The organism is Alteromonas aquimaris (genome assembly GCF_026183695.1).
GTDB lineage: Bacteria > Pseudomonadota > Gammaproteobacteria > Enterobacterales > Alteromonadaceae > Alteromonas > Alteromonas aquimaris.
Map to the genome: position 1 here is coordinate 356,016 of NZ_JAPFRD010000010.1, position 20,550 is coordinate 376,565.

Sequence of the window (20,550 nt, forward strand, 5' to 3'; positions counted from 1 at the left end):
GATTTTTTTCTTATAAACTCTCTGTTAAATAGCGTACTCTTTTAGACCTAGCGAGCAGCCAGTTGGTTCGCGCATCATCCGCTGCGCGCTCTTGGAAACACACTACACCATCGACCGGGGTTTGCACTAATCGCGGTATATCATAAGGTGCAACACAGCCTATTTTAGGGTATCCACCCAGGGTCTGGCGATCTCTTAGCATGATGATAGGCTGACCATCGGAAGGAAATTGAATAGCCCCAAAATTTATCCCTTCTGAACGCATATTGCTTATCTTAGAGGACACCGCTGGTCCTTGTAGACGGTACCCCATGCGATTAATATCTGAGGTGACTTTATAATCCGCAGAAAAAAACCGTCTACGCGCTAACGGTAGAAACTCCTCAACCTGGTAACCCGGTATGACATCAATGGGTTTCATAGAATCGTAAGCAGGTATCAGCCAGGCGGGCACTTCTTTGCTCTCGATGCTACCTACTCTGATAGGAATAGTATCACCCGTCACCAGGGGTTTACCATTTCCGTGTAAGCCGCCTATGCCTTCTCGCATGACGGTGCACACGCTGCCCATTACATGTTTTAGCAGCCATTTTCCGCCCAAGGCGACATACATTTTTGCCGTCGGGCAGTCCGCAGAGATCACTACCTTATCTGCTGGCACCACCGCATGCGTTTTCCACGAAGAACACTCCTCTCCATTGATCACCACTTTTACTGCGGGGCCCGTGACCGCGATTGCCATTGAGGCGTTAACCGTAAACGCGAGTGATCCAATGCATTCAAGTGTTGGTTCGGACTCCTCATTGCCACACAACCAGTTAGCCCAAAAATAAGCCTCCTCATCCATTGGGCCAGCTTCAGAAAATCCCCGTTCCTGCCCGTAGAGTCGCCCCTTATCGACAATAATTGCACATAAACCGGGGTCATCAATGACAATTCCAATAGGCAATTTATTTGTCACTTGCAATCTCCTCAAACTGTTCCTGCGTGATCGCAAAAAAAGTAACGTGATCTCCCACGGCAAATTCAGGTAAATCTCCGGGATCGTTTAAATTATGGTACCACGGGCAAAGGCCCAATAAATTCCATCCTCCTGGCGAACTAAAGGGATAAATAGCAGTTTGTCTTTCGGCAATTGCGACAGCGCCTTGCGGGACTTTTTTACGAGGGGTGGCCAGTCGCGGGCAAATGAGTTCATCCGGTAACTCTCCCATATAAGCAAAACCTGGCGCGAACCCTACCGCAAATACCTGGAAAGTATGGGTGGTATGCAGGTCGATAATTTCTTCTCTTTCTAGCCCAGTATGATTTTTTATTTGTTCAAAATCATCCGTTTGGGGTGCACTATACCAAACAGGAATTTGGTGATGTGAGCTCTCTTCATGCATAGTCGTTTCGACTGCAAGTTCGGCAAGGTATCGGTAGACAAAGTGGCTATCAACCCTGAAACAATCGAAACATACCAGCAATGAATCGTACGCTGGAACTACCGATCTAATCCACTTAGGCTGAGCGGTGGTTATGGCGAGTAAATACTGCTGAACGCGTTGATTTGCCAGTAGTGGATCCCCGGAAAAATAGACAATCATGCCGTCAATCCCAGCATGCTCAATTTTTCTCACGTGTTTAAATAATTTCATTCCAACATTCACTAGACAGCTGTGTCAGGATTGTCTATTAGATGACGCAGGGCTTGCGCCATCTTTATTGCATCGTGGGTGTCACCATGGACACAAAGCGTTTCAGCGTGCAGCAACAGACTATTGCCACTCTCAGTAATAACACATCCTTCCTGTATAAGTTTTTTACTCTGTTGTAAGGCTTTCTCGAATGACAGAACCGCGTGTTTCTCACGACGTGAAACCAGTGCACCCTGGTCGGTGTAGCAACGATCAGCAAAGGCTTCGAAACGTATAGTCACCCCTTTATCAAGCCCCTCCTTTTGAAATAAGTTGAAATCTGGGTGGGCTGGCATAACCAACTCTAAGTTAGCCCCTTTAAAATTGGCCACTGCATCCATGACCGCATGGCGGACTAAGGGTAACCTCAACATATCGTTGTAAAGCGCACCATGGGGTTTTACGAAAGAGATAGCGATTTCCTCACATACGGCCATACCATGCAACGCACTTATCTGATAGTGCAACATGGCAATTATCTCCTCGGCGTTCATCGCCAAACTTCGTCTACCGAATCCCTGCAGATCAGGATACGCGGGGTGCGCGCCCACCTCCACATTGTGCAGTTTTGCTAGCCTTAGCGCCTGTTGTATCGCTAACGGGTCGCCAGCATGAAAACCGCAGGCTATATTTGCCTGGTCGATTATCGGCATAATTGCCTCCTCCACCGGCATTCTCCATGCACCAAAACTTTCACCCAAATCACAATTTAATTTCATAAATGTTCAGCTTATCCCTACATTTAGTTATCATTGCATGCGTAATTCTATCCACATATGGCCCTTATGATAAACATTGGCAAGATGAATCGACTAACAGTTTCTGCTGAACTCCCCTTTGGCTTTCACCTTTCTACGCCCGAGGAAGCAGATCGTTTAGTTACATTGATGATTGAAGATGCACCCGCTAACATAAAACAAGGGGATGAAGTCGATGTGTTTGTTGGCACTGATGAACACGGCGAACTGATTGCTTTTCCCACCGCTCCCAGAGTGATGCTTGACGAAGCAGCTGTGCTTACGGCCGTTTCCGTGACTGACTTTGGTGCTTTTTTCGATTGGGGGCTTGCAAAAGATCTACTCGTAAAACCCCGTCAACAGGAATTCCCAATCCATCAGGGCATGCGTTGCCTAGTTCACGTTTACCTGGATGAGCAAACGGGCAGAATAATGGGTGCCACACGTCTTCACCCATTTTATCAGGAGCAGAACCATTACCTCAAAGAAGGTGATGAAGTGCGCTGTCAGGTTTATGCCAAGACCCCGCTTGGCTACAAGATACTCATCAATCAGAACTGTCTGGGCTTAATTTTTCAAAGCGATGCTTTTAAGCCCTTGCAAATTGGCGATGAAACAGCGGGCTTTATTAAAACAATTCGCGAAGATGGTAAAATTGATGTGGCTTTACAACCCAAGTTGCACAAAGGTCGAGCGAGTTTAGAACAACAGATTCTTGATGATTTAGATGCCCATGGAGGCTTCTCAACAATAACCGACAAAAGCCCTGCTGATGATATCTATAAGCGGTTCAATGTGAGCAAGGGAGCCTATAAAAAGGCGCTTGGGTCGTTATATAAACAACGCCGCATAACAATCAATCCAAACATGATAAAACTTAACCAGGAAACTGCGAAAAAATGAGTACCATGCAAGCACAAGTTAAATGGGACAAAGATCTTACCTTTACCGGACAAACCGACTCAGGTTATAAAACGGTGATGGATGGCAGCGGACAAGCCGTGTCACCGATGGAGTCAGTATTGGTTGCTACAGGTGCATGTTCAAGTATCGACGTCGTAGACATATTGAAAAAAGGACGTTTTGAAATCAATCACTGCGAATGTGAGCTACGCGCAGAACGTGCTGATTCACCGCCAAAAGTTTTCACGAAAATTCACGCACATTATAAGGTTGAAGGAACGGGCTTGACAGACAAGGCTGTGGCACGAGCTGTTGATTTGTCTGTTGAAAAATACTGTTCGGTAATGTTGATGCTGAAAGATGCAGTAAAAATCTCAACATCCTATGAAATTATCACCACTTAACTAATTTGGTGATAAACACCATCATTTGGCGAAATCAGCTATCTTTGTGTCTAAGCTGATTTCCACCCCCCTTCTCGAATATACGTAACCCGTTGATTTAATATAGAAATATTAATAACTACATCTATGGCACAGCGAATGCTATTTGGTGTTATTCATATTATATGACACTAAAACGTAAAGGTTACGTCCATGGATAAGCCACTAACTAAGATAACTAAAGCAATTCTGTTTAGCGCCCTTTTCACCTCCCCCTTCCTTCTTACTGGTTGCGGTAATGCTGATGCCACCTTATCCGCTGAATCGGCAAAAGCTGAAGAGCAAAAAGTGCTGTCGATTCCGGTGGAGGTGTATGAAGCTCGACTAGGCAAAATTGCTTCAAATTACACCACAACCGCTATCCTTGAAGCCAAAGAAGAAGCATTTGTTGTGGCACGTGCGTCGGGCATTATTGAAAACATCTACGTAGAAGAAGGTGATTACGTAGAAAAAGGCCAGGTTCTTGCTCAGCTCGACCCTAATCGTTATGAGTTGAGTCTTAAAAAGGCCCGCGCTGATTTAAGAGGCATTGAGCAAGAGTTGGCCAAAATAGATAAGGTATATTCAAAAAAGCTCGTCAGCGATGATACCTATGACAAACTCTCTGCCCAATATGAATCGATTAAAGCAACTGTCAAGTTAGCGGAACTGGATCTGAAAGAAGCCACTATTGTTGCGCCTATCAGTGGATATATCGCTGAACGCAATGCCAAGGTAGGTAACCTTACTGAGTCATTTCAACGCGAACGCATGTTCCATATTGTCCAACAAGACATATTTCAAGGTGTCGTATATCTACCAGAGAGTGAGTTACCAAGGATCCGCAAAGATCAACAGGCTTCGCTTATCGTACCCGCTTTAAGTAGCACTGCTATCCCCGCATATATTGAACGCATCAGCCCGGTCATTGACGCCAAAACAGGTACATTTAAAGTCACTTTAAATGTACCAAACGAAAATTCGCAGCTGATGGCAGGAATGTTTACTGAAGTAGCAATCAATTACGATACGCACGAAAATGCGACGTTATTGCCTCGCCAGGCAATAATTTCAATCGATAACACGAATAGTGTGTTTGTCGTAGAAGATGGCGTGGCAAAAAAACGTGACGTTACACTGGGTTATGAAGAAGGCAATACCATAGAGATCTTATCTGGGGTAAAACACTCAGAACGCGTTGTTACTGTTGGTCATCAGAATCTAAAAGACAGTGCGCCTGTTGAAGTGGTAAGCAGCTAGTTAGCATCAGATAATAATACTTGGAGCCAGAACCATGCGCATTGTTGATATTGCTGTAAAACGTCCCGTGGCCGTTGCTATGTTTACGTTTGCCATCCTATTGTTTGGGATGGTAGCGTTGAATAGACTCTCGGTTAACTTACTGCCCGATTTGTCCTATCCTACTTTAACTATCCGTACCGACTACACAGGTGCAGCTCCAACTGAAGTTGAACAACTGGTTTCAAAGCCAATTGAAGAAGCGATTGGAGTGGTGAAAGCCGTCCGTAACGTGAAATCGGTTTCCCGCCCAGAGCAGTCCGATGTTATTTTAGAGTTTGCCTGGGGAACAGATATGGACTTCGCCAGTCTGGAGGTACGAGAGAAGCTAGACATTCTTCAGTTACCTTTAGATGTAGACAAGCCAAGGCTGTTACGCTTTAACCCTAGCTTTGACCCTGTTTTAAAAATGGGCCTGGGGCTCAGCGAAAGTAATCAGCAAGCAGATGAGGCTTCTTTCGTTTATGCAATGAAATCGATGCGCTTATTTGCAGAAAAACAAATTAAGCGAGATCTTGAGTCAATTGAAGGGGTTGCCTCAGTTAAAGTAGGTGGGGGGCTGGAAAACGAAATTCAAATCCTTATCGATCAACGCAAAGCCAGTCAACTTAATATCAAACTCAAAACAATTGTCGACCGATTAAAAAGCGAAAACGTGAATGCTGCTGGGGGCCGTATAAACGATGGTAGTCAGACTTACCTAGTCAGAACGCTAAACCAATTCTCTTCTCTTGATGAAATTGAACAACTCTACATTGGCCATGTGGAAGGCCGTGCATTGCAACTTAAAGATGTTGCTACTGTAACGTCTGGATTCAAAGAACGCGACGCAGTTACACGTTTTGATGGTCTAGAAGGAATCGAAATCGCTATCTATAAAGAAGGCGATGCTAATGCAGTAGACGTTTCTCGTCGCGTTCAGGAACGCCTGGACAATATCAAACAATCAATGCCGCCACTTTATGAGCTAAAAACCACTTATGATCAAAGTATTTTTATTAAAGGGGCTATAGCGGATGTCAAATCGGCCGCCTTAGTAGGCGGTCTTCTGGCTATGTTGGTGCTATACCTGTTTCTGCGCGAGTTCTGGCCTACGCTGATAATTTCAATTTCTATCCCCGTATCAGTCATCGCGACGTTCAACCTGATGTACGGACACGATATCAGCCTAAATATAATGAGTTTAGGAGGGATCGCTTTGGCCGTAGGACTGCTGGTAGATAACAGTATCGTGGTGCTGGAAAATATAGATCGGCATAAACAAAAACAGCGCGCGATGGGTGAAGTGCAGACCGCTGACGCCGCTGCTACCGGAACGAAAGAAGTGTCTTCTGCCATCTTGGCTTCCACGCTAACCACACTAGCAGTGTTTGTGCCGTTAATCTTTGTAGAAGGCATTGCGGGCCAGCTTTTCCGTGATCAGGCTTTAACAGTTTCCTTCGCTTTAGTGGCATCATTGGTTATTGCATTAACCCTTATTCCCTGCCTGGCCAGCAGAAAAAAAAGCCACTCTCCCGCTCACGCAGATGTATTTTTAACGACCAAAGCGAAAACAACGCCGCAGACACGAGTGGGTAAAATTCTTTTTTGGCTATTTTTTCCCATTACTTTCTTGTTACGTTTCGTTTTCATCTATCTCCCTGCAGGATTAATGACAATACTCATTGGTATGTGGCGGATTGGCAGTCGCGCAGTGCACCTCATTTTTACACCTTTTTGCTGGGCGTTTACGGCAGGGTTCCGTGTCCTTGAAAATTTCTATAATGGCCTCCTGAAGGTTGCTCTCTCAGCCAGAATTGTTGTACTAACAATCACCATAGCCATCACAGCTGGAGCCTTGATGCTTATCCCAAGACTGGGTATGGAGTTGATCCCCACCATGTCGCAGGGAGAGTTTTATGTTGACGTTACCTTACCGGCCGGCTCCACAGTAGAGCAAACCGATAGAGCGTTAGCTGATTTAGCGCGCCATACAGAAAACTTCGAAGAGGTGGCACGAAGCTATTCTCTTGCAGGTACCGGCAGCTTATTAAGTGCCTCTCCCACCCAAGGTGGCGACCATTGGGGACGCTTAAATGTAGTGATGGAGCCTGGCAGTAATGAGGACGCCTTACTGAATGTAAAAGATGCGATGCGAAAACACCTGCTTCGCCAACCTGGTGTGCAGAGCACTTTCGGCGAGCCTGAGTTATTCTCTTTTGCTGCGCCTATTCAAATTGAATTACAGGGTTATGATCTGATGCAATTGCAGGCTTATAGTCAACAAATTCAACAACGACTCACGGAGAGTAAGCGTTTCGCCGATGTTACACGAACTTTGCGCGATGGAACCCCTGAACTTAAAGTGGTATTTGACCACCCTCGCCTTGCACAGCTCAACCTAAATGCTGCTGACATTTCAGAACTGATTGCTACCCAGGTCGGAGGACGCGTGGCGACTCAATTCAGTTTTGATGAGCGAAAAATAGACGTGCTCGTGCGGACCAATGATAACCAACGGGATGATATTCAAGATGTCAGGGCTATTATCGTTAATCCAGAGAGCGAGCATCCCATCCCACTCGAAGCCGTTGCCGATGTATTTATGAGCTCAGGACCAAGCGAAATCACTCGAGTAGGTCAGCAACGCGTGGTGCTAATCGAAGCCAACCTTGCTTTTGGTGATTTAAATCAAGGTGTTGCAGAAGCACAAAGTCTTCTTAATTCTTTAACCTTGCCGGTGGCGCTAACAGCGTCTATTGCAGGACAAAGCGAAGACATGCAAAACAGTTTTCGGTCACTCCAATTTGCGTTGTTATCGGCGGTTTTCATGGTATATCTGGTGATGGCAGCGCAGTTCGAGTCTTTGTTGCATCCTCTTCTTATTCTATTTGCCGTTCCACTCGCTGCGGCTGGCTCTATTTATGGTTTGTGGTTGACTGGTACGACAGTCAGCGTGGTTGTGTTTATCGGGCTGATTATGCTTAGCGGGATTGTCGTCAATAACGCTATCGTGCTGGTTGATCGCATCAACCAGCTACGCAATCAGGGCATGGATAAACACTATGCAATCATTGATGCGGCCAGAAGTCGTTTAAGACCTATCGTAATGACATCATTAACCACTATTCTGGGTTTGATACCATTAACAATTGGTTTTGGTGATGGCGCAGAGGTTCGCGCCCCAATGGCAGTCACGGTCATTTCCGGCTTACTGTTTGCCACCTTGCTTACCCTTGTGCTAATCCCGGTGTTATACAGCCTGTTTGACGTAAAACGCTACGCGGACATTTCTACGGTTCAGCTGGTGCCACGTGATAATAATGAGGAGCGTACCTATGGATAAGTTTGCAGTGGCCGGTGCCGGCTTAGCGCGATTTGCCATGAAACGTCCCGTTACTGTGTGTATGGTTTTCTTTTCGCTGTTAATTTTTGGCATTACCGCAGGAAAGTTGCTGCCATTGGAGAAATTCCCTGGCATCGACATCCCACAGATGGTTGTTCAGGTGCCTTATCAAAATGCCACGCCTTCTGAAATTGAACGTCTCATCACTCGTCCGGTAGAAGAAGCCATAGCAACGATGTCAGGTATAAAACGCCTACAAGCCACTTCATTTGAAGATCGTGCTGAAATTATGGTTGAGTTCGCCTGGGATGAAAATATCAAAGCAAAAAGTATTGAAGCAAGGGAGAAAGTGGATGCAATTCGTCATCTGCTACCTGACGATGTTGAACGGGTGATGGTATTTAAATTTAATACCAATGATATGCCTATCTTTCAGCTCCGCGTATCCAGTGAAAGAGACTTATCCAATGCCTACGATTTATTAGATCGTAATTTAAAACGTCAAATAGAGCGTGTACCTGGCGTATCCAAGGTCGAATTATACGGCGTGCTACAAAAACAAGTTGCCATACGCCTCATTCCTGAGCGTATCGCCTCATTACATGTCGATACTGCGCAACTTTATGATGCCCTAAGCAAAGCGAATTTTTCCCTGACAGCCGGACATTTACGTGGCGAAGGTCAAAACATTCTGGTTAATCCCGTAGGGCAATTCACCGATTTAAACGATTATAAACAGCTAATTATTCAACCGGGTCTTCAGTTACAGGATATTGCCAACATTACATATGAGACGCCTCGCAGAACTGAAGGGCGGCATTTGGATCGAACCTTTGCAGTAGGTTTCAATGTGTTTCGTGAATCGAGCAGTAATCTGGTGGAAGTATCCAATGCGGTGATGAGAGTTGTAGAAAATGCTAAACAGGATCCCGCGTTTAACGGCATCAATCTGTTTGTCATGGACGATATAGCCAAAAGTGTCACCTCTTCACTTTCTGATTTGATAAAAGCCGGCCTGCTGGGAGCAGCGTTATCAATTGTCGTGCTGTTCTTGTTTCTTCGGCAAATAACAACAACTTTGATTGTAGTCTTGTCTGTTCCCTTCTCCATATGTATTACGCTAGGCGCGATGTATATGTTCGGCTACACCCTCAACGTTTTATCATTGATGGGTCTGTTACTGGCGGTAGGCATGTTAGTAGATAACGCGGTGGTAGTCACTGAAAGCATTTTTCAGGAACGTGAACATCACACCAATACCGCCGCCGCGACGCAGGCCGGAGTGAGTAAAGTGAGCCTCGCCGTGATTGCAGGAACTGCCACCACCGCCATCGTTTTTTTACCTAACATCGTGGGAGTGAAAATTGATGTCACCATCTTTTTAGAACACGTTGCGATTGCGATTTGCATCTCATTATTTGCTTCGTTAATTATTTCGCAAACGCTGATCCCGCTGTTGACCAGCAAGTTGCCAGTTCAGCGTCAAAAAGCATCACCAGTGCCGGGCTATATCAACAGGTACCGTCTCATCTTGGGTTGGACAATGAAAAATCAGGGCAAAACAGCGATTGTCGCGCTGTTAATTCTGGTGAGCACGGTCATTCCCATGCAAGTAGTAACGGGTGACGAAGAAGGAAATAATGATCCGCAAAGAGTCTGGCTTAATTATCATATAACGCATAACTACAGTCTGGAAGAGGTAGAGCGAACCGTTAACAAAATGGAAGCGTTTTTGTACGCAAATCAAAATAAATTCTATATAAAACAAGTTTATTCATATTTTACCGCAGGCTACGCAGTTTCCGGTATTACGTTGCACGACAATCTGCCTGTTGATGTAAATCAGCTAAAAAAACAGATCCGCGAAGCCATGCCAGCGTTTGCCCGAGCACGCCCTTCCTTTCAGTGGGACGAAGGCAATGGCGGCGGTGTTAAGCTTACCTTGTTGGGAGAATCCTCTGAACGGTTGCGTGAAATAGCAAACGACATTACTCCGATTATAGCGTCGATAGAAGGCTTAGCCGATGTGCGTCCTGATTTTGGCGGCGAGCGGCAGGAAATTCAAATCCGCTTGGACAGAGAAAAAATTAATCGCTACCAGTTAAATACCGCCGATGTTGCGCAGTTAATATCGACTGCCCTGAGAGGGAGAAATTTACGCACATTTCGTTACGCAGAGGTTGGCGAGATCAATGTGAGTTTGATGTACGGTAAGGATATGCAGGAGTCGGTAGAAAGCTTGAAGAACCTGCATTTAACTTACCTTGATGGTAAAACGCTAACGCTAAACATGATTGCAGACATTACCGTGAAACCACAACCCTCCGTGATTACGCGGAATTTCCGACAGAATGCTATTACCATCGGCGGCAATCTCGAAAGTGAGCTGACAATGGAGCAAGCGCGTGAACGAATTGAAGCGGCTATGGCGTATGTTGCGCTCCCCAATGGTTATTCATGGACACTTGATGGTAGCTTTAGCCGACAAGACGAGGCGAACGGTGTCATGCAAATGAATCTTTTGTTGGCGGTGTGTATGATTTATGTAGTGATGGCAGCCCTGTTCGAATCACTACTGCTTCCATCAGCGGTGATCACCTCCTTACTCTTCTCGTTTACTGGTGTGTTCTGGGCATTTATGCTCACAGGAACACCCATGTCGATTATGGGAATGATTGGTATGCTGATCCTTATGGGGATCGTCGTGAACAATGGCATCGTGTTGGTGGACAGGGTCAATCAACTCATTGCTGACGGGAAGCCTCTTTATGATGCCGTAATAGATGGCTGTGCTTCACGCATCCGGCCCATTCTAATGACTGTGGCCACAACTGTGTTAGGGTTAGTGCCGCTGGCAATTGGTGCCACGCGCATCGGCGGCGATGGCCCCCCCTATTCGCCTATGGCCATCGCAATTATTGGCGGACTGTTATTTTCAACGCTAACCAGCTTATTTCTGGTCCCTCTTACCTATGTTGCGTTGCTAAAACTTAGATGCCACAGTCAAAAGTTGCTACTCGAAAGCCGCGCGAGGGTTACCCGCTGGGTAAGAATATGAGCTAATTCTCCCTAGCCCCCCTGCCGCAAATTAACTTAATCGGCTGCTTCGTTATGCAGCCTTTTGACTTCAATGTTAAGTTTCGTTGGCAAGTAAGACCCGCATGTGAAAAGTGATGCACTTTGCGCGCCCCATCATTTTTGCAAAATGAGTAAGGTTGACCTCGGTGCTTCAGGTCGAATTTTCGCTGTCACCTGCTTCACATCTGCCTGGTCCGTACTAGCCACACTTCCCCCCTGCGAGCCAGGGTGTCCGTTAGCATATAATCGTCATATTAAGCTAAGCTGTGGCGGCAGCCTTTATATTAGGTGTCACAGCTTTGTAGATGGGTAGTTGCATTGGGGAATCGAATCAGCCAATGCGATCATTAAGTACTCTTGCGCCTATATAATCAGTCAACGCGTTGTTGGCGTGAAATCCCCCCTAAATAAAAAACTTCTCCCAACACCTCTGTCTCAACGAGGGGATGGAAAAATTTTCTGCACATTTTGCGAATGCGTTATCCGTTCTCACTTTGTACAGCTCTAAATTTACTACTGCAGCGGAAGTGGGGACGAAAAGAGATAAGAAAGCAGATTTCCGACGTGCTCACTTGTCGGAAATCCTATGTTGCTAAAAATGTTTAACAAATTATACGTAATTGCGTGGTTTTTTGGTGGTGATAGCATCTATGTATGCATGCCAGGAAGCATAGCCGAGCAATGGCATTAAAAAGATAAAGCCAATAAATGCCGTCAAAAAGCCCAGGACAACGCAAGAAAATATTATGCCTGCCCAAATAAACATAGGTAGCTTATTTTCCCATACAGCGTTGACGCTGGTTAATACGGCCGTGGCTAAATCAACTTTTCTTTCCATTAATATCGGTTGGGTAAAGGCGCTTATGAATAATAAGATTACGGTAAATATCATACCGACAAAGGTACCAACGGCTAAAAACGGTATAAAACTTTGATATGTCTCGTCATAGCTTGGAGGGTAAAGTGCATGGATGAGCGAGGCTACCCGTAGCCAAAATATCATAAGCACAATGAGTAGTACGGCAAAGCCCCACTCATGCACTGCATTTCGCTTCATTGCCCGCAGTGAATGTCGCAAGCTGGGTTTATGCTGCTTTTCCATCTCCCAACTGACATCATATAACCCAGCCGCTAAAAACGGGCCAAGTAACATAAAACAGACTATGGCCGGCATAATGACCAAGTGCCACCCTGTCATCGCGACCAGTGCGGTGATAGCCCATGGAATAAGTGCAAACATAATTCCGTAAAACAACGAGATTCCTGGAGCGCGCTTCATATCCTGAAAGCCTAGCGATAACCACTTTATCGGATCGCTTATATCTAACTCTTTGCATGGGATAACCCTTGCTATGCCACTTTCTGTGATGGCGTTCCGTGGTGTTTCTTTAAAGTGCTGCGACATATTTCCCCCGAAAAATAATGATCAGGTATAACCGATGCGATAATTCACAACTTACCTACATTTACGATAGGCACAGATCGGTAGCTTCTCAACTTTTTCACAAATATTTAAACACTTTTGAGGAAAGAAGGAACTTTCCTCTTCGATAAATGTTCAGCTCTACTCTCTTTTGAAAATATTCCGGGGAGTCAAAAGCCGATAAAGAAATGATTTTGGAAATATAAGTTAAGTTCGTCCTCGCCATGTTTGTTGGAGAAAGATTTCGCCCTATCCACAAGTGGAGCACACCACCTATCGCTCATAGCGTTCTATTATCCTATTGCTTTGATGGGAAGATATCTGTGCTCGCATTCTTAGTGTGCAAACTTTGTCTCTCGTACACTTGTTCACGAAAATAATTATGTTAAACGACGCATTATTTAATTTAGCAAATACCGTAAGGGCTGACGTTATATCAGCTAAAGATGTTTTACGAAGCAGGACTCACTTTATCGCGTATCCCTATTTAATTGTTCAAGGCCTGCGAACGTGCAGGCACTTTAGTCAGCCGTGTTGATTTAACTGAGAGGAACGAGATTACCGGCTCTGTACCATTCTGTCTGGTATTGAATCAACGCATTTTAGAGGTTGAATCGTCTGACAAAAAAACGATAATTGGTTTGCTGCCCTTTAACTGACACCGCTTTACCTTCGACAAACTTAGGTGCAAAGCGCCATTTCTCTATCGCTTTTTTCGCGGCCTCACCAAACAAACTGCCTCCCTGTGTTGCCTTAATCTCAGCGTTTCTTACAAACCCTTTGTCATCAATTTCGTAGCTGATCAGCGCACTGCCTTCTTTTTGTAACGATTCATAATTGTTAGGGTAATCTGCTTCAATTCGATAGATGGGCTGAGCATACTGATTTTCATTCCAAGGGGTCATTTTACCAATTGCCACGCAGTGTTCCGTTGCCTTTTCAGACTCACCAGCATCTTCAAAGAAGGCAACTAAACGCCCACGAGACAAGAGCGCTAAGCGGTGATTGGCCTCGCCGAGGTGTTCAAATGATTGAACGATATTTTCTAATTGGGCGATGGCCTTATCTTCGTCACCTGCGATCTTCAAAAAGTCAGCTTGTAAGAACTGCACCATTATCAGCCTTTCGTCCTGTATATTCAGGTGCTTGCTCATCATAGCAATTGCTCTATCCATATATTTTACAATGGAGGAATTGAATGAAGGGAGATAAGCCGCCGACTTAATCGCTAAAGCCCCCTGATAGTAAAGCGCAATAGCCGCTTCAGGATCGCCTAAATCATCTAATGCGCCAGGCATTTTCAGAATGATTTTTCTAAGATAGTCAACATGCTGCTTACGGAAGAGTCGCTCGGTTTTTTCATCCAGCGAATCCATCGCATCTACTATGGTGATATAAAGTTCAAACAGCTCCGCAGAGTATTTTCCATAACGCTTTTCATACCGGCGTTCTACCTCCATAAAGACTGAGATGGCATCTTTATACTGATAGTTCGCTACCAACATATTGCCATAATTAAAAATTAAGGCTTCAGTATTTACACTATTCTCTCCAAACTTTTCTACCCCTAAATGATAGGATTTTTCGGCTAGTTTTAGTGCCTTTTTATGTTGGTTAGCTGCGAGCGCCGATTGAAACTCACTGTAGACATCAGAGAAAGCATCGGCGTAGGCAAAAAGACTGACAGAATAAAGGATAAGCGCACTGCAGGAGGTCAATAAAGTGGGGCGAATTTGCGACATTGGTTTTCTTATTTTTTATAGGTTTTTGGTTACTATACAACCTTTAATCGCTTATGTGTAATTTTTAGTCAGAGCCTGCCTCAAAGTAGTTGGGGCGCTAAAGGAGGCTGCTGAAAATGATTTAAAAGCACGCTAATTGCCAATTCACGGGCGTTGAATAGTGCCTTGAGATAGAGGCGTTAAGCTGAGCGAAGCGCGTTATGGCTGGGTTGGTACCAGTCATACATCGGTTTACATAACGATTACAGTTGTTTTCTACCACATCATATTTTGAATACTGAAAAATTGTTTGTGCAGTACGCCGGATTATGTCGGGGCTGGTAAGGGCATTCAACTTTTTATCGCAGGCAACAAATATTTTCTCACCGCTGCGGTTTGCTAAGAATCGCGCTGGCGAAATTGCCCGGATAAGCCCTGTTCCAGCTAGTTCGACAATTTTTCCATCTAACCATATGCCGGTATGTTGAAACACGCCATAAATCCCACAACACACAATGGCTCCGTCCACCGGCTCAACTTCGCCTTTACATTCGCCGGGAAAGACTCGCACATCACCCGATGCCTTTTGTTGCTCACGGGCATATTCGACACCTGCCGCTGCGGCAACTAAACCCGCCCCAAGCCAAATCAATGGTATAGGCATAACACCTCACTAAAATTTACCGTCATCAATAGTGCCCCGCTATGTATATATATATGTGCTGGCTAGTCTGAGTTCAAAGGGTACTTTGTAACGGAATATTATTTGATGTTTGCAATTTCATACTAACCTATGATGGCGAAGACAAAGATATTTCTGGTTAAAATAATTCTAATCAATACCAGTGTAGAAGAAATCTTAGTCACCTTGCTGAATGATTACTATTTCATTTAAAAATAGTACTTAACACTACACCCCACGGTACGATACTCTGATCCCACTACTATTGAATTGTGGATTCTATGAAATCTGTATCTCGCTCTCACAAATTGGATAATGTTTGTTATGACATTCGCGGTCCTATCGCGGTTCAAGCCAGGAAAATGGAGGATGAAGGTCATCGTATTCTCAAGCTGAATATTGGCAACCCTGCTCCATTTGGGTTTGACGCACCAGATGATATTTTGCGAGACGTCATTCACAACCTGCCGACTTCGCAGGGATACTCAGACTCTGCAGGTATCTATGCGGCGCGTGTAGCTGTCATGCAGTACTATCAACAGATGAACATCAAAGATATTCGCGTAGATGATGTATTTATTGGCAATGGTGTATCAGAGATGATCATGATTGCAATGCAGGCCTTGCTCAATACCGGTGACGAAGTGTTACTGCCCAGCCCGGATTACCCATTGTGGACTGCGGCTGTTAGTCTCTCTTCAGGAACGCCTGTTCACTATGTTTGCGACGAACACGCTGACTGGTTTCCTGATATAGACGATATCAAAAGTAAGTTAACACCGAATACGCGGGCCATCGTCCTGATTAACCCCAATAACCCGACTGGCGCGGTATACAGTAAGGCGCTTTTAGAAGACATCATTGAACTGGCCCGGCAGCATAGCTTAATTGTATTTAGCGACGAAATTTACGACAAAATCTTATATGACAAAGCAGAACATACCTGCATTGCATCGCTGTCAGACGAGATATTTTGTGTGACCCTGGGTGGCTTATCCAAGAATTATCGCGTCGCCGGTTTTCGGGCTGGCTGGTTAGTAGTGAGTGGTAATAAACGGGTAGCCAAAGATTATATCGATGGCATTAATATGCTCTGTTCTATGCGGATGTGCGCAAATGTTCCCTGCCAAACAGCCATTCAAACGGCGTTAGGCGGGTACCAAAGCATTAACGACTTAATCGCTGAAGGCGGCCGACTGAAAATGCAGCGTGATCTCGCCACTTCAATGCTTAATGAAATAGATGGCATTCATTGCGTAAAACCGATGGGTGCAATGTATTGTTTCGCCCGGGTTGATGAGAAGAAGTTCAGTATAAAAAATGATGAACAAATGGTGTTAGATCTCTTAAGCTCAGAGAAGATATTGCTGGTGCACGGCCGCGCATTTAATATGCGTCAGGGCACCTATTTTCGTTTAGTATTTTTACCTCATAGCGATATTCTTGGACCTGCGCTTTCGCGTATCCAGAACTTTTTCAAACATTACCAGCAAATTGGGACGTAAACGTGGAACAAGGTAGTCATTTTTTTGCGCATTTAGCGCGTATGAAACTTATACATCGCTGGCCATTGATGCACAATGTTCGTATTGAAAATGTGCAGGAACACAGCTTACAGGTAGCCATGGTGGCCCATGCGTTGGCACTTATTAAGAACCGTTTTTTCGAAGGCGAGCTGAATCCCGATCGCATTGCCACGCTGGCAATGTTTCACGACGTTTCTGAGGTATTGACCGGCGATTTACCTACACCTGTAAAGTATTTTAATCCAGCGATTAAAGAAGAGTATAAAAAGATTGAGACAGCGGCTGAACAGGCGTTGATCGACATGGCTCCCGAAGCATTTAAAGATGATTATGCGCGCCTGATAGACGGGGCGTATCATAGTAAAGAAGAAGCTTTTATCGTCAAAGCCGCTGATGTTCTATGTGCTTATTTGAAAACGTTAGAAGAGTTAGCGGCAGGAAACAGAGAGTTTAAGTTGGCCAAAAAACGACTCGATAAAATGCTGAAAGAATATCATTCTCCTGAGGTCGATTATTTTCTGACCCAATATGTGCCGAGTTTTTCGTTGAGTCTGGACGAGATAACTCAGGAGGAAAGCGAATTTGTGAAACGCAGTGCCGATACAACTAACCAGGAAGAATAAAGGACTTTATGACTATGCCTACAGGCAACAAACCTATGAATGCTGATTGGGACACCGCCTGGTTGGAGCGACATCTTCCACGCACACAGAACAGAGATGGCGATCATCGCAATCCCTTTCAGCGGGATAAAGCGCGAGTACTTCATTCGGCCGCTTTTCGGCGCCTGCAGGCGAAAACGCAAGTCTTGGGTGTGGGTATTAGCGATTTTTACCGCACCCGACTTACCCATTCTCTGGAAGCCGCCCAAATAGGTACGGGTATCGCAGCGCAATTACAGCAAAAGTTTCCCGCTGAGACTCAGCTACTTAAACTGGATGGTAATTTAATCGAAACCTTGTGTCTTGCACACGATATTGGCCACCCTCCATTTGGGCATGGTGGCGAAATCGCACTGCACTTCATGATGCAGGAACATGGCGGTTTTGAGGGCAACGGGCAGACCTTCCGGATAGTTACCCGTTTAGAACCTTACACTGAGCATCACGGGATGAACCTGTGCCGCCGCAGTATACTAGGGTTGATAAAGTATCCTAACTTCATCGACGTGTTAACCCATCACCAATCAGCCGCACGTCCAGCATCATTACGCAAAGTGAAAGCTGAGCATGGTAAGCCCCCAAAGGGGCTATATCGTTGTGATGAGGCTTTATTTAATTGGTTGCTGGAGCCCTTACCTGACGCAGATAAAGCCCTGTTCATGAACATTCATGAGTATGAAGACGGTCATCACAAGACGCGATTTAAGTCTTTCGATTGTTCCATCATGGAGCTTGCAGACGATATCGCTTATGGCATTCACGATCTAGAAGATGCCATAGCCATGCAGATGATTAGTTTCAACGATTTTATTGTCGGCGTAGCGGATCCAGTAAGGGGATTTGAGATCCCGTGGCTTTCAAATGAAATCCATTTACTATCAGAAAAGCTTTTTAGTCGTTATCAGTTTGAACGAAAAAATGCGATAGGAGCGCTGGTAAATTGCTTTATTACCGCCATAAAGGTTCATCGCAATGAGCAATTCGAGCACCCTCTACTTGCGTACAATGCCCACCTTCCAGAGACACATCTACATGCGTTAGGCCAATTTAAGCGTTTTGTGTTCGAAAAAGTGATTCGAAAACCTGAAGTTCAGTTACTTGAATATAAAGGTCAACAGATAGTGATGGAATTGTTTGAGGCCTTTTCCTCTGATCCTGAGCGCTTATTACCTGAAAGTACCCGCGAGCAGTGGCGTGAAGCGGAAAAAAGTGAGAATGGCCCGCGCGTAATTGCCGATTATATTTCTGGGATGACTGACGAGTTTGCAGCGCGATTGTACGCCACAATGTTTATTCCCAAGCACGGTAGCGGCAAAGAAGTATTAACACCTTAATTGTAAAACTGATCCCCAAGCCCAAGTCGGGGTCGAAATGAAAGATATACGAGCTAGCCTGACCAGAGCGTGATTTAATCGAACTCAACTAATGCTGCTCAAAAGTGTAAAGAGCCTCGCCCACTGGGAGATAGAGGCGAATATCAATTACGCATTATATTGGCTCGAAGGGCGCTAGTTTAACATTCACTTTTCAGCATAGCGCCTTGATTAGATACTCGCCTTTATACCCTGAATTGGTCAAACATTAACGCAGCTTGGTATTAAAAGGGCTGCTGTGGGTTTGTGCTCTAGCTCATTTCCTTACTCATATTATCTTTGCTCGACAGCTTCGGAGCGAATGTGTGGGGAAAACGAATAGACCCCCTCATATACCAGTCGACTTTTGCATGCTCATTATACTCGTTTGCTTGCCCGGACCTTGCCCAATCCACTCCCCAGAAAAATATGTAAACACGGGTAACCGCTGCATGAATTTAATCTTTCTCACTGTAATTAAGCCATAGTTCACTGCGGGGAGTCGTCAAATGTCATAGCGTTCCCTACCCTGACTATCTCACCAATGGACTTCTCCTCTAGTTACTTAGAAAGCGCAAATTACGCAAGCAGTTACGCTGGAACAGCGGTAAATAAGCGCAAGACCAGTGGATACGATTAGCTTTTCTTTCTTCGCATGGTGAACATTTTCAAAATTTTTCTTGCACAGTAGTAATTTTTAAAATACTGTATATTCGTACACTGTATAAATAAACAAGGAAATCGCTATGACCGCTAACGTTTTTCAATTACCTTTGCCTATAGAGTATCAACCCCAACCTAAAAAGGCTCCCGTTACAGGTAAACCGAAAGGCTGGTCTTATCTTTTAGCAAAAACGCTCGCATTCTCCAAAGATGCCACCCATGCCATACGTATTCAGCAGCCAAGTCAGGAAGTGATACCTTGTTGGATAAAAAAACTCATTATGGCGGGACAATGCAACACTATTTTTGTGGAAGATATGCAGCTGCCCTTAAACGAGCAACAGCAGATTATCGAATTATGCAGTTTACATTCTGTAGCACTGATTAGTGTCAGAAAAAATTCCGCGTTTACATCTCCCAGCTTTCATAACATTTGTTCGGGGACTTGGCTTAATTAACTTAGCCCGCTAGACTCGTGTCCACAAATGTGGAGTAAATAGTATGGCGAGCAATTGTTATTGCAGCAGTGGTAAAAAATTTCAAAACTGTTGCCAACCCATTTTGAATGGGGAACAAAGTGCAAATTCAGCTGAAGCGCTTATGCGGTCGCGCTACACAGCGTATTGCACGCATAATTATTTCTACATACTCAATACGTATGCCAGCGTAAAACGACAGCAGTTATCTCAAAAAGAACTGGAGGACGCCGCCCAAGATACTATTTGGCTTCATCTTGAAATTGTCTCGCCTGCTATTGGGCAAGATGATCAGGTTGAATTTAAGGCTTGGTCGAAAGAGCGGAATACAGTGTTTCTGCTACACGAAACATCTCGTTTTATAAAGGAACAAGAGCAGTGGCGTTATTTGGATGGGCAACTCCACCAGGATTGCGGTAAAGTGACGATCGGCAGGAACGAGCCCTGTTTTTGTAGTAGTGGAAAAAAATATAAACAATGCTGCTTACGGCGGTAGCAGTAATTCATCTTTTTATACTTACCAAACTTTTACAATTCTATTAAAGTAACTAACAACAACTGCCCTTGGCGGCATTAGCTGTATTTCGGAGAGAAATAATATC

The 20,550-nt window shown here is 44.8% G+C and carries 16 protein-coding genes; 10 read left to right on the top strand and 6 right to left on the bottom strand.

Going from position 1 to position 20,550, the window contains the following annotated elements:
- Positions 1–10 precede the first annotated feature (10 nt).
- The 3 genes from OPS25_RS09230 to OPS25_RS09240 are packed head-to-tail and all read right to left on the bottom strand — an operon-like array spanning position 11 to position 2,398.
- The gene (locus tag OPS25_RS09230) at positions 11–961 is read right to left on the bottom strand and encodes a 5-oxoprolinase subunit C family protein (protein WP_265617426.1); all 951 of its coding nucleotides are present in this window, start codon (positions 959–961) and stop codon (positions 11–13) included.
- Positions 951–1,640 carry a 5-oxoprolinase subunit B family protein gene (locus tag OPS25_RS09235; protein WP_265617427.1) on the bottom strand — a complete coding sequence of 230 codons (690 nt, stop codon included), beginning with the start codon at positions 1,638–1,640 and terminating at the stop codon, positions 951–953. Before OPS25_RS09235 ends, OPS25_RS09230 begins: the two co-directional genes overlap by 11 nt.
- Before the next feature lie 11 nt (positions 1,641–1,651).
- A complete protein-coding gene (locus tag OPS25_RS09240; protein ID WP_265617428.1) occupies positions 1,652–2,398 on the bottom strand; it encodes a 5-oxoprolinase subunit PxpA in 747 nt (248 codons plus the stop codon).
- 84 nt (positions 2,399–2,482) lie between these two features.
- On the opposite strand from OPS25_RS09240, the gene OPS25_RS09245 reads away from it, so the two are divergent.
- The 5 genes from OPS25_RS09245 (at position 2,483) to OPS25_RS09265 (ending at position 11,423) form a co-directional block, all read left to right on the top strand.
- Positions 2,483–3,319, top strand: a complete 837-nt coding sequence (locus tag OPS25_RS09245; protein WP_265617429.1) for a CvfB family protein — start codon at positions 2,483–2,485, stop codon at positions 3,317–3,319.
- A 5-nt stretch (positions 3,320–3,324) separates the two neighbouring features.
- Positions 3,325–3,723, top strand: coding sequence for an OsmC family protein (locus OPS25_RS09250; RefSeq protein ID WP_265617584.1), 399 nt, complete (start codon positions 3,325–3,327; stop codon positions 3,721–3,723).
- Positions 3,724–3,915: 192 nt separating this feature from the next.
- A complete protein-coding gene (locus OPS25_RS09255; RefSeq protein ID WP_265617430.1) occupies positions 3,916–5,001 on the top strand; it encodes an efflux RND transporter periplasmic adaptor subunit in 1,086 nt (361 codons plus the stop codon).
- Positions 5,002–5,035: 34 nt separating this feature from the next.
- A complete protein-coding gene (locus OPS25_RS09260) occupies positions 5,036–8,365 on the top strand; it encodes an efflux RND transporter permease subunit (protein WP_265617431.1) in 3,330 nt (1,109 codons plus the stop codon).
- Complete coding sequence (locus OPS25_RS09265; RefSeq protein ID WP_265617432.1) at positions 8,358–11,423, top strand: efflux RND transporter permease subunit; 3,066 nt, start codon at positions 8,358–8,360, stop codon at positions 11,421–11,423. The genes OPS25_RS09260 and OPS25_RS09265 overlap by 8 nt, the downstream gene beginning before the upstream one ends.
- A gap of 630 nt (positions 11,424–12,053) precedes the next feature.
- On the opposite strand, the gene OPS25_RS09270 is transcribed toward OPS25_RS09265, so the two are convergent.
- The 3 genes from OPS25_RS09270 to OPS25_RS09280 all read right to left on the bottom strand — a co-directional run bounded on the left by OPS25_RS09270 (position 12,054) and on the right by OPS25_RS09280 (position 15,251).
- Positions 12,054–12,848, bottom strand: a complete 795-nt coding sequence (locus OPS25_RS09270; RefSeq protein WP_265617433.1) for a DUF2189 domain-containing protein — start codon at positions 12,846–12,848, stop codon at positions 12,054–12,056.
- A 620-nt stretch (positions 12,849–13,468) separates the two neighbouring features.
- The gene (locus OPS25_RS09275; protein WP_265617434.1) at positions 13,469–14,608 is read right to left on the bottom strand and encodes an energy transducer TonB; all 1,140 of its coding nucleotides are present in this window, start codon (positions 14,606–14,608) and stop codon (positions 13,469–13,471) included.
- A gap of 121 nt (positions 14,609–14,729) precedes the next feature.
- Positions 14,730–15,251: a lecithin retinol acyltransferase family protein gene (locus OPS25_RS09280; protein ID WP_265617435.1), complete on the bottom strand. Its 522-nt coding sequence runs from the start codon at positions 15,249–15,251 to the stop codon at positions 14,730–14,732.
- 299 nt (positions 15,252–15,550) lie between these two features.
- Between OPS25_RS09280 and OPS25_RS09285 the strand changes: the two genes are divergently transcribed.
- The 5 genes from OPS25_RS09285 (at position 15,551) to OPS25_RS09305 (ending at position 20,444) form a co-directional block, all read left to right on the top strand.
- The gene (locus OPS25_RS09285; RefSeq protein ID WP_265617436.1) at positions 15,551–16,774 is read left to right on the top strand and encodes a pyridoxal phosphate-dependent aminotransferase; all 1,224 of its coding nucleotides are present in this window, start codon (positions 15,551–15,553) and stop codon (positions 16,772–16,774) included.
- 2 nt (positions 16,775–16,776) lie between these two features.
- Positions 16,777–17,418, top strand: a complete 642-nt coding sequence (gene yfbR / locus OPS25_RS09290; protein ID WP_265617437.1) for a 5'-deoxynucleotidase — start codon at positions 16,777–16,779, stop codon at positions 17,416–17,418.
- A 14-nt stretch (positions 17,419–17,432) separates the two neighbouring features.
- The gene (locus tag OPS25_RS09295; RefSeq protein WP_407080227.1) at positions 17,433–18,791 is read left to right on the top strand and encodes an anti-phage deoxyguanosine triphosphatase; all 1,359 of its coding nucleotides are present in this window, start codon (positions 17,433–17,435) and stop codon (positions 18,789–18,791) included.
- Positions 18,792–19,555: 764 nt separating this feature from the next.
- On the top strand, positions 19,556–19,930 hold the full coding sequence (locus OPS25_RS09300) for a deoxyguanosinetriphosphate triphosphohydrolase (protein WP_265617438.1): 375 nt from the start codon (positions 19,556–19,558) through the stop codon (positions 19,928–19,930).
- A 43-nt stretch (positions 19,931–19,973) separates the two neighbouring features.
- The gene (locus OPS25_RS09305; RefSeq protein WP_265617439.1) at positions 19,974–20,444 is read left to right on the top strand and encodes a YchJ family protein; all 471 of its coding nucleotides are present in this window, start codon (positions 19,974–19,976) and stop codon (positions 20,442–20,444) included.
- The last annotated feature ends 106 nt before the right edge of the window (positions 20,445–20,550 follow it).

What these genes read in the sequence shown, in the direction of transcription:
- OPS25_RS09235 (WP_265617427.1), bottom strand. Translation starts at nt 1,640, where the DNA reads ATGAAATTATTTAAACACGTGAGAAAAATTGAGCATGCTGGGATTGAC.
- OPS25_RS09240 (WP_265617428.1), bottom strand. Translation starts at nt 2,398, where the DNA reads ATGAAATTAAATTGTGATTTGGGTGAAAGTTTTGGTGCATGGAGAATG.
- OPS25_RS09245 (WP_265617429.1), top strand. Translation starts at nt 2,483, where the DNA reads ATGAATCGACTAACAGTTTCTGCTGAACTCCCCTTTGGCTTTCACCTT.
- OPS25_RS09250 (WP_265617584.1), top strand. Translation starts at nt 3,325, where the DNA reads ATGCAAGCACAAGTTAAATGGGACAAAGATCTTACCTTTACCGGACAA.
- OPS25_RS09255 (WP_265617430.1), top strand. Translation starts at nt 3,916, where the DNA reads ATGGATAAGCCACTAACTAAGATAACTAAAGCAATTCTGTTTAGCGCC.
- OPS25_RS09260 (WP_265617431.1), top strand. Translation starts at nt 5,036, where the DNA reads ATGCGCATTGTTGATATTGCTGTAAAACGTCCCGTGGCCGTTGCTATG.
- OPS25_RS09265 (WP_265617432.1), top strand. Translation starts at nt 8,358, where the DNA reads ATGGATAAGTTTGCAGTGGCCGGTGCCGGCTTAGCGCGATTTGCCATG.
- OPS25_RS09270 (WP_265617433.1), bottom strand. Translation starts at nt 12,848, where the DNA reads ATGTCGCAGCACTTTAAAGAAACACCACGGAACGCCATCACAGAAAGT.
- OPS25_RS09275 (WP_265617434.1), bottom strand. Translation starts at nt 14,608, where the DNA reads ATGTCGCAAATTCGCCCCACTTTATTGACCTCCTGCAGTGCGCTTATC.
- OPS25_RS09280 (WP_265617435.1), bottom strand. Translation starts at nt 15,251, where the DNA reads ATGCCTATACCATTGATTTGGCTTGGGGCGGGTTTAGTTGCCGCAGCG.
- OPS25_RS09285 (WP_265617436.1), top strand. Translation starts at nt 15,551, where the DNA reads ATGAAATCTGTATCTCGCTCTCACAAATTGGATAATGTTTGTTATGAC.
- OPS25_RS09295 (WP_407080227.1), top strand. Translation starts at nt 17,433, where the DNA reads ATGCCTACAGGCAACAAACCTATGAATGCTGATTGGGACACCGCCTGG.
- OPS25_RS09300 (WP_265617438.1), top strand. Translation starts at nt 19,556, where the DNA reads ATGACCGCTAACGTTTTTCAATTACCTTTGCCTATAGAGTATCAACCC.
- OPS25_RS09305 (WP_265617439.1), top strand. Translation starts at nt 19,974, where the DNA reads ATGGCGAGCAATTGTTATTGCAGCAGTGGTAAAAAATTTCAAAACTGT.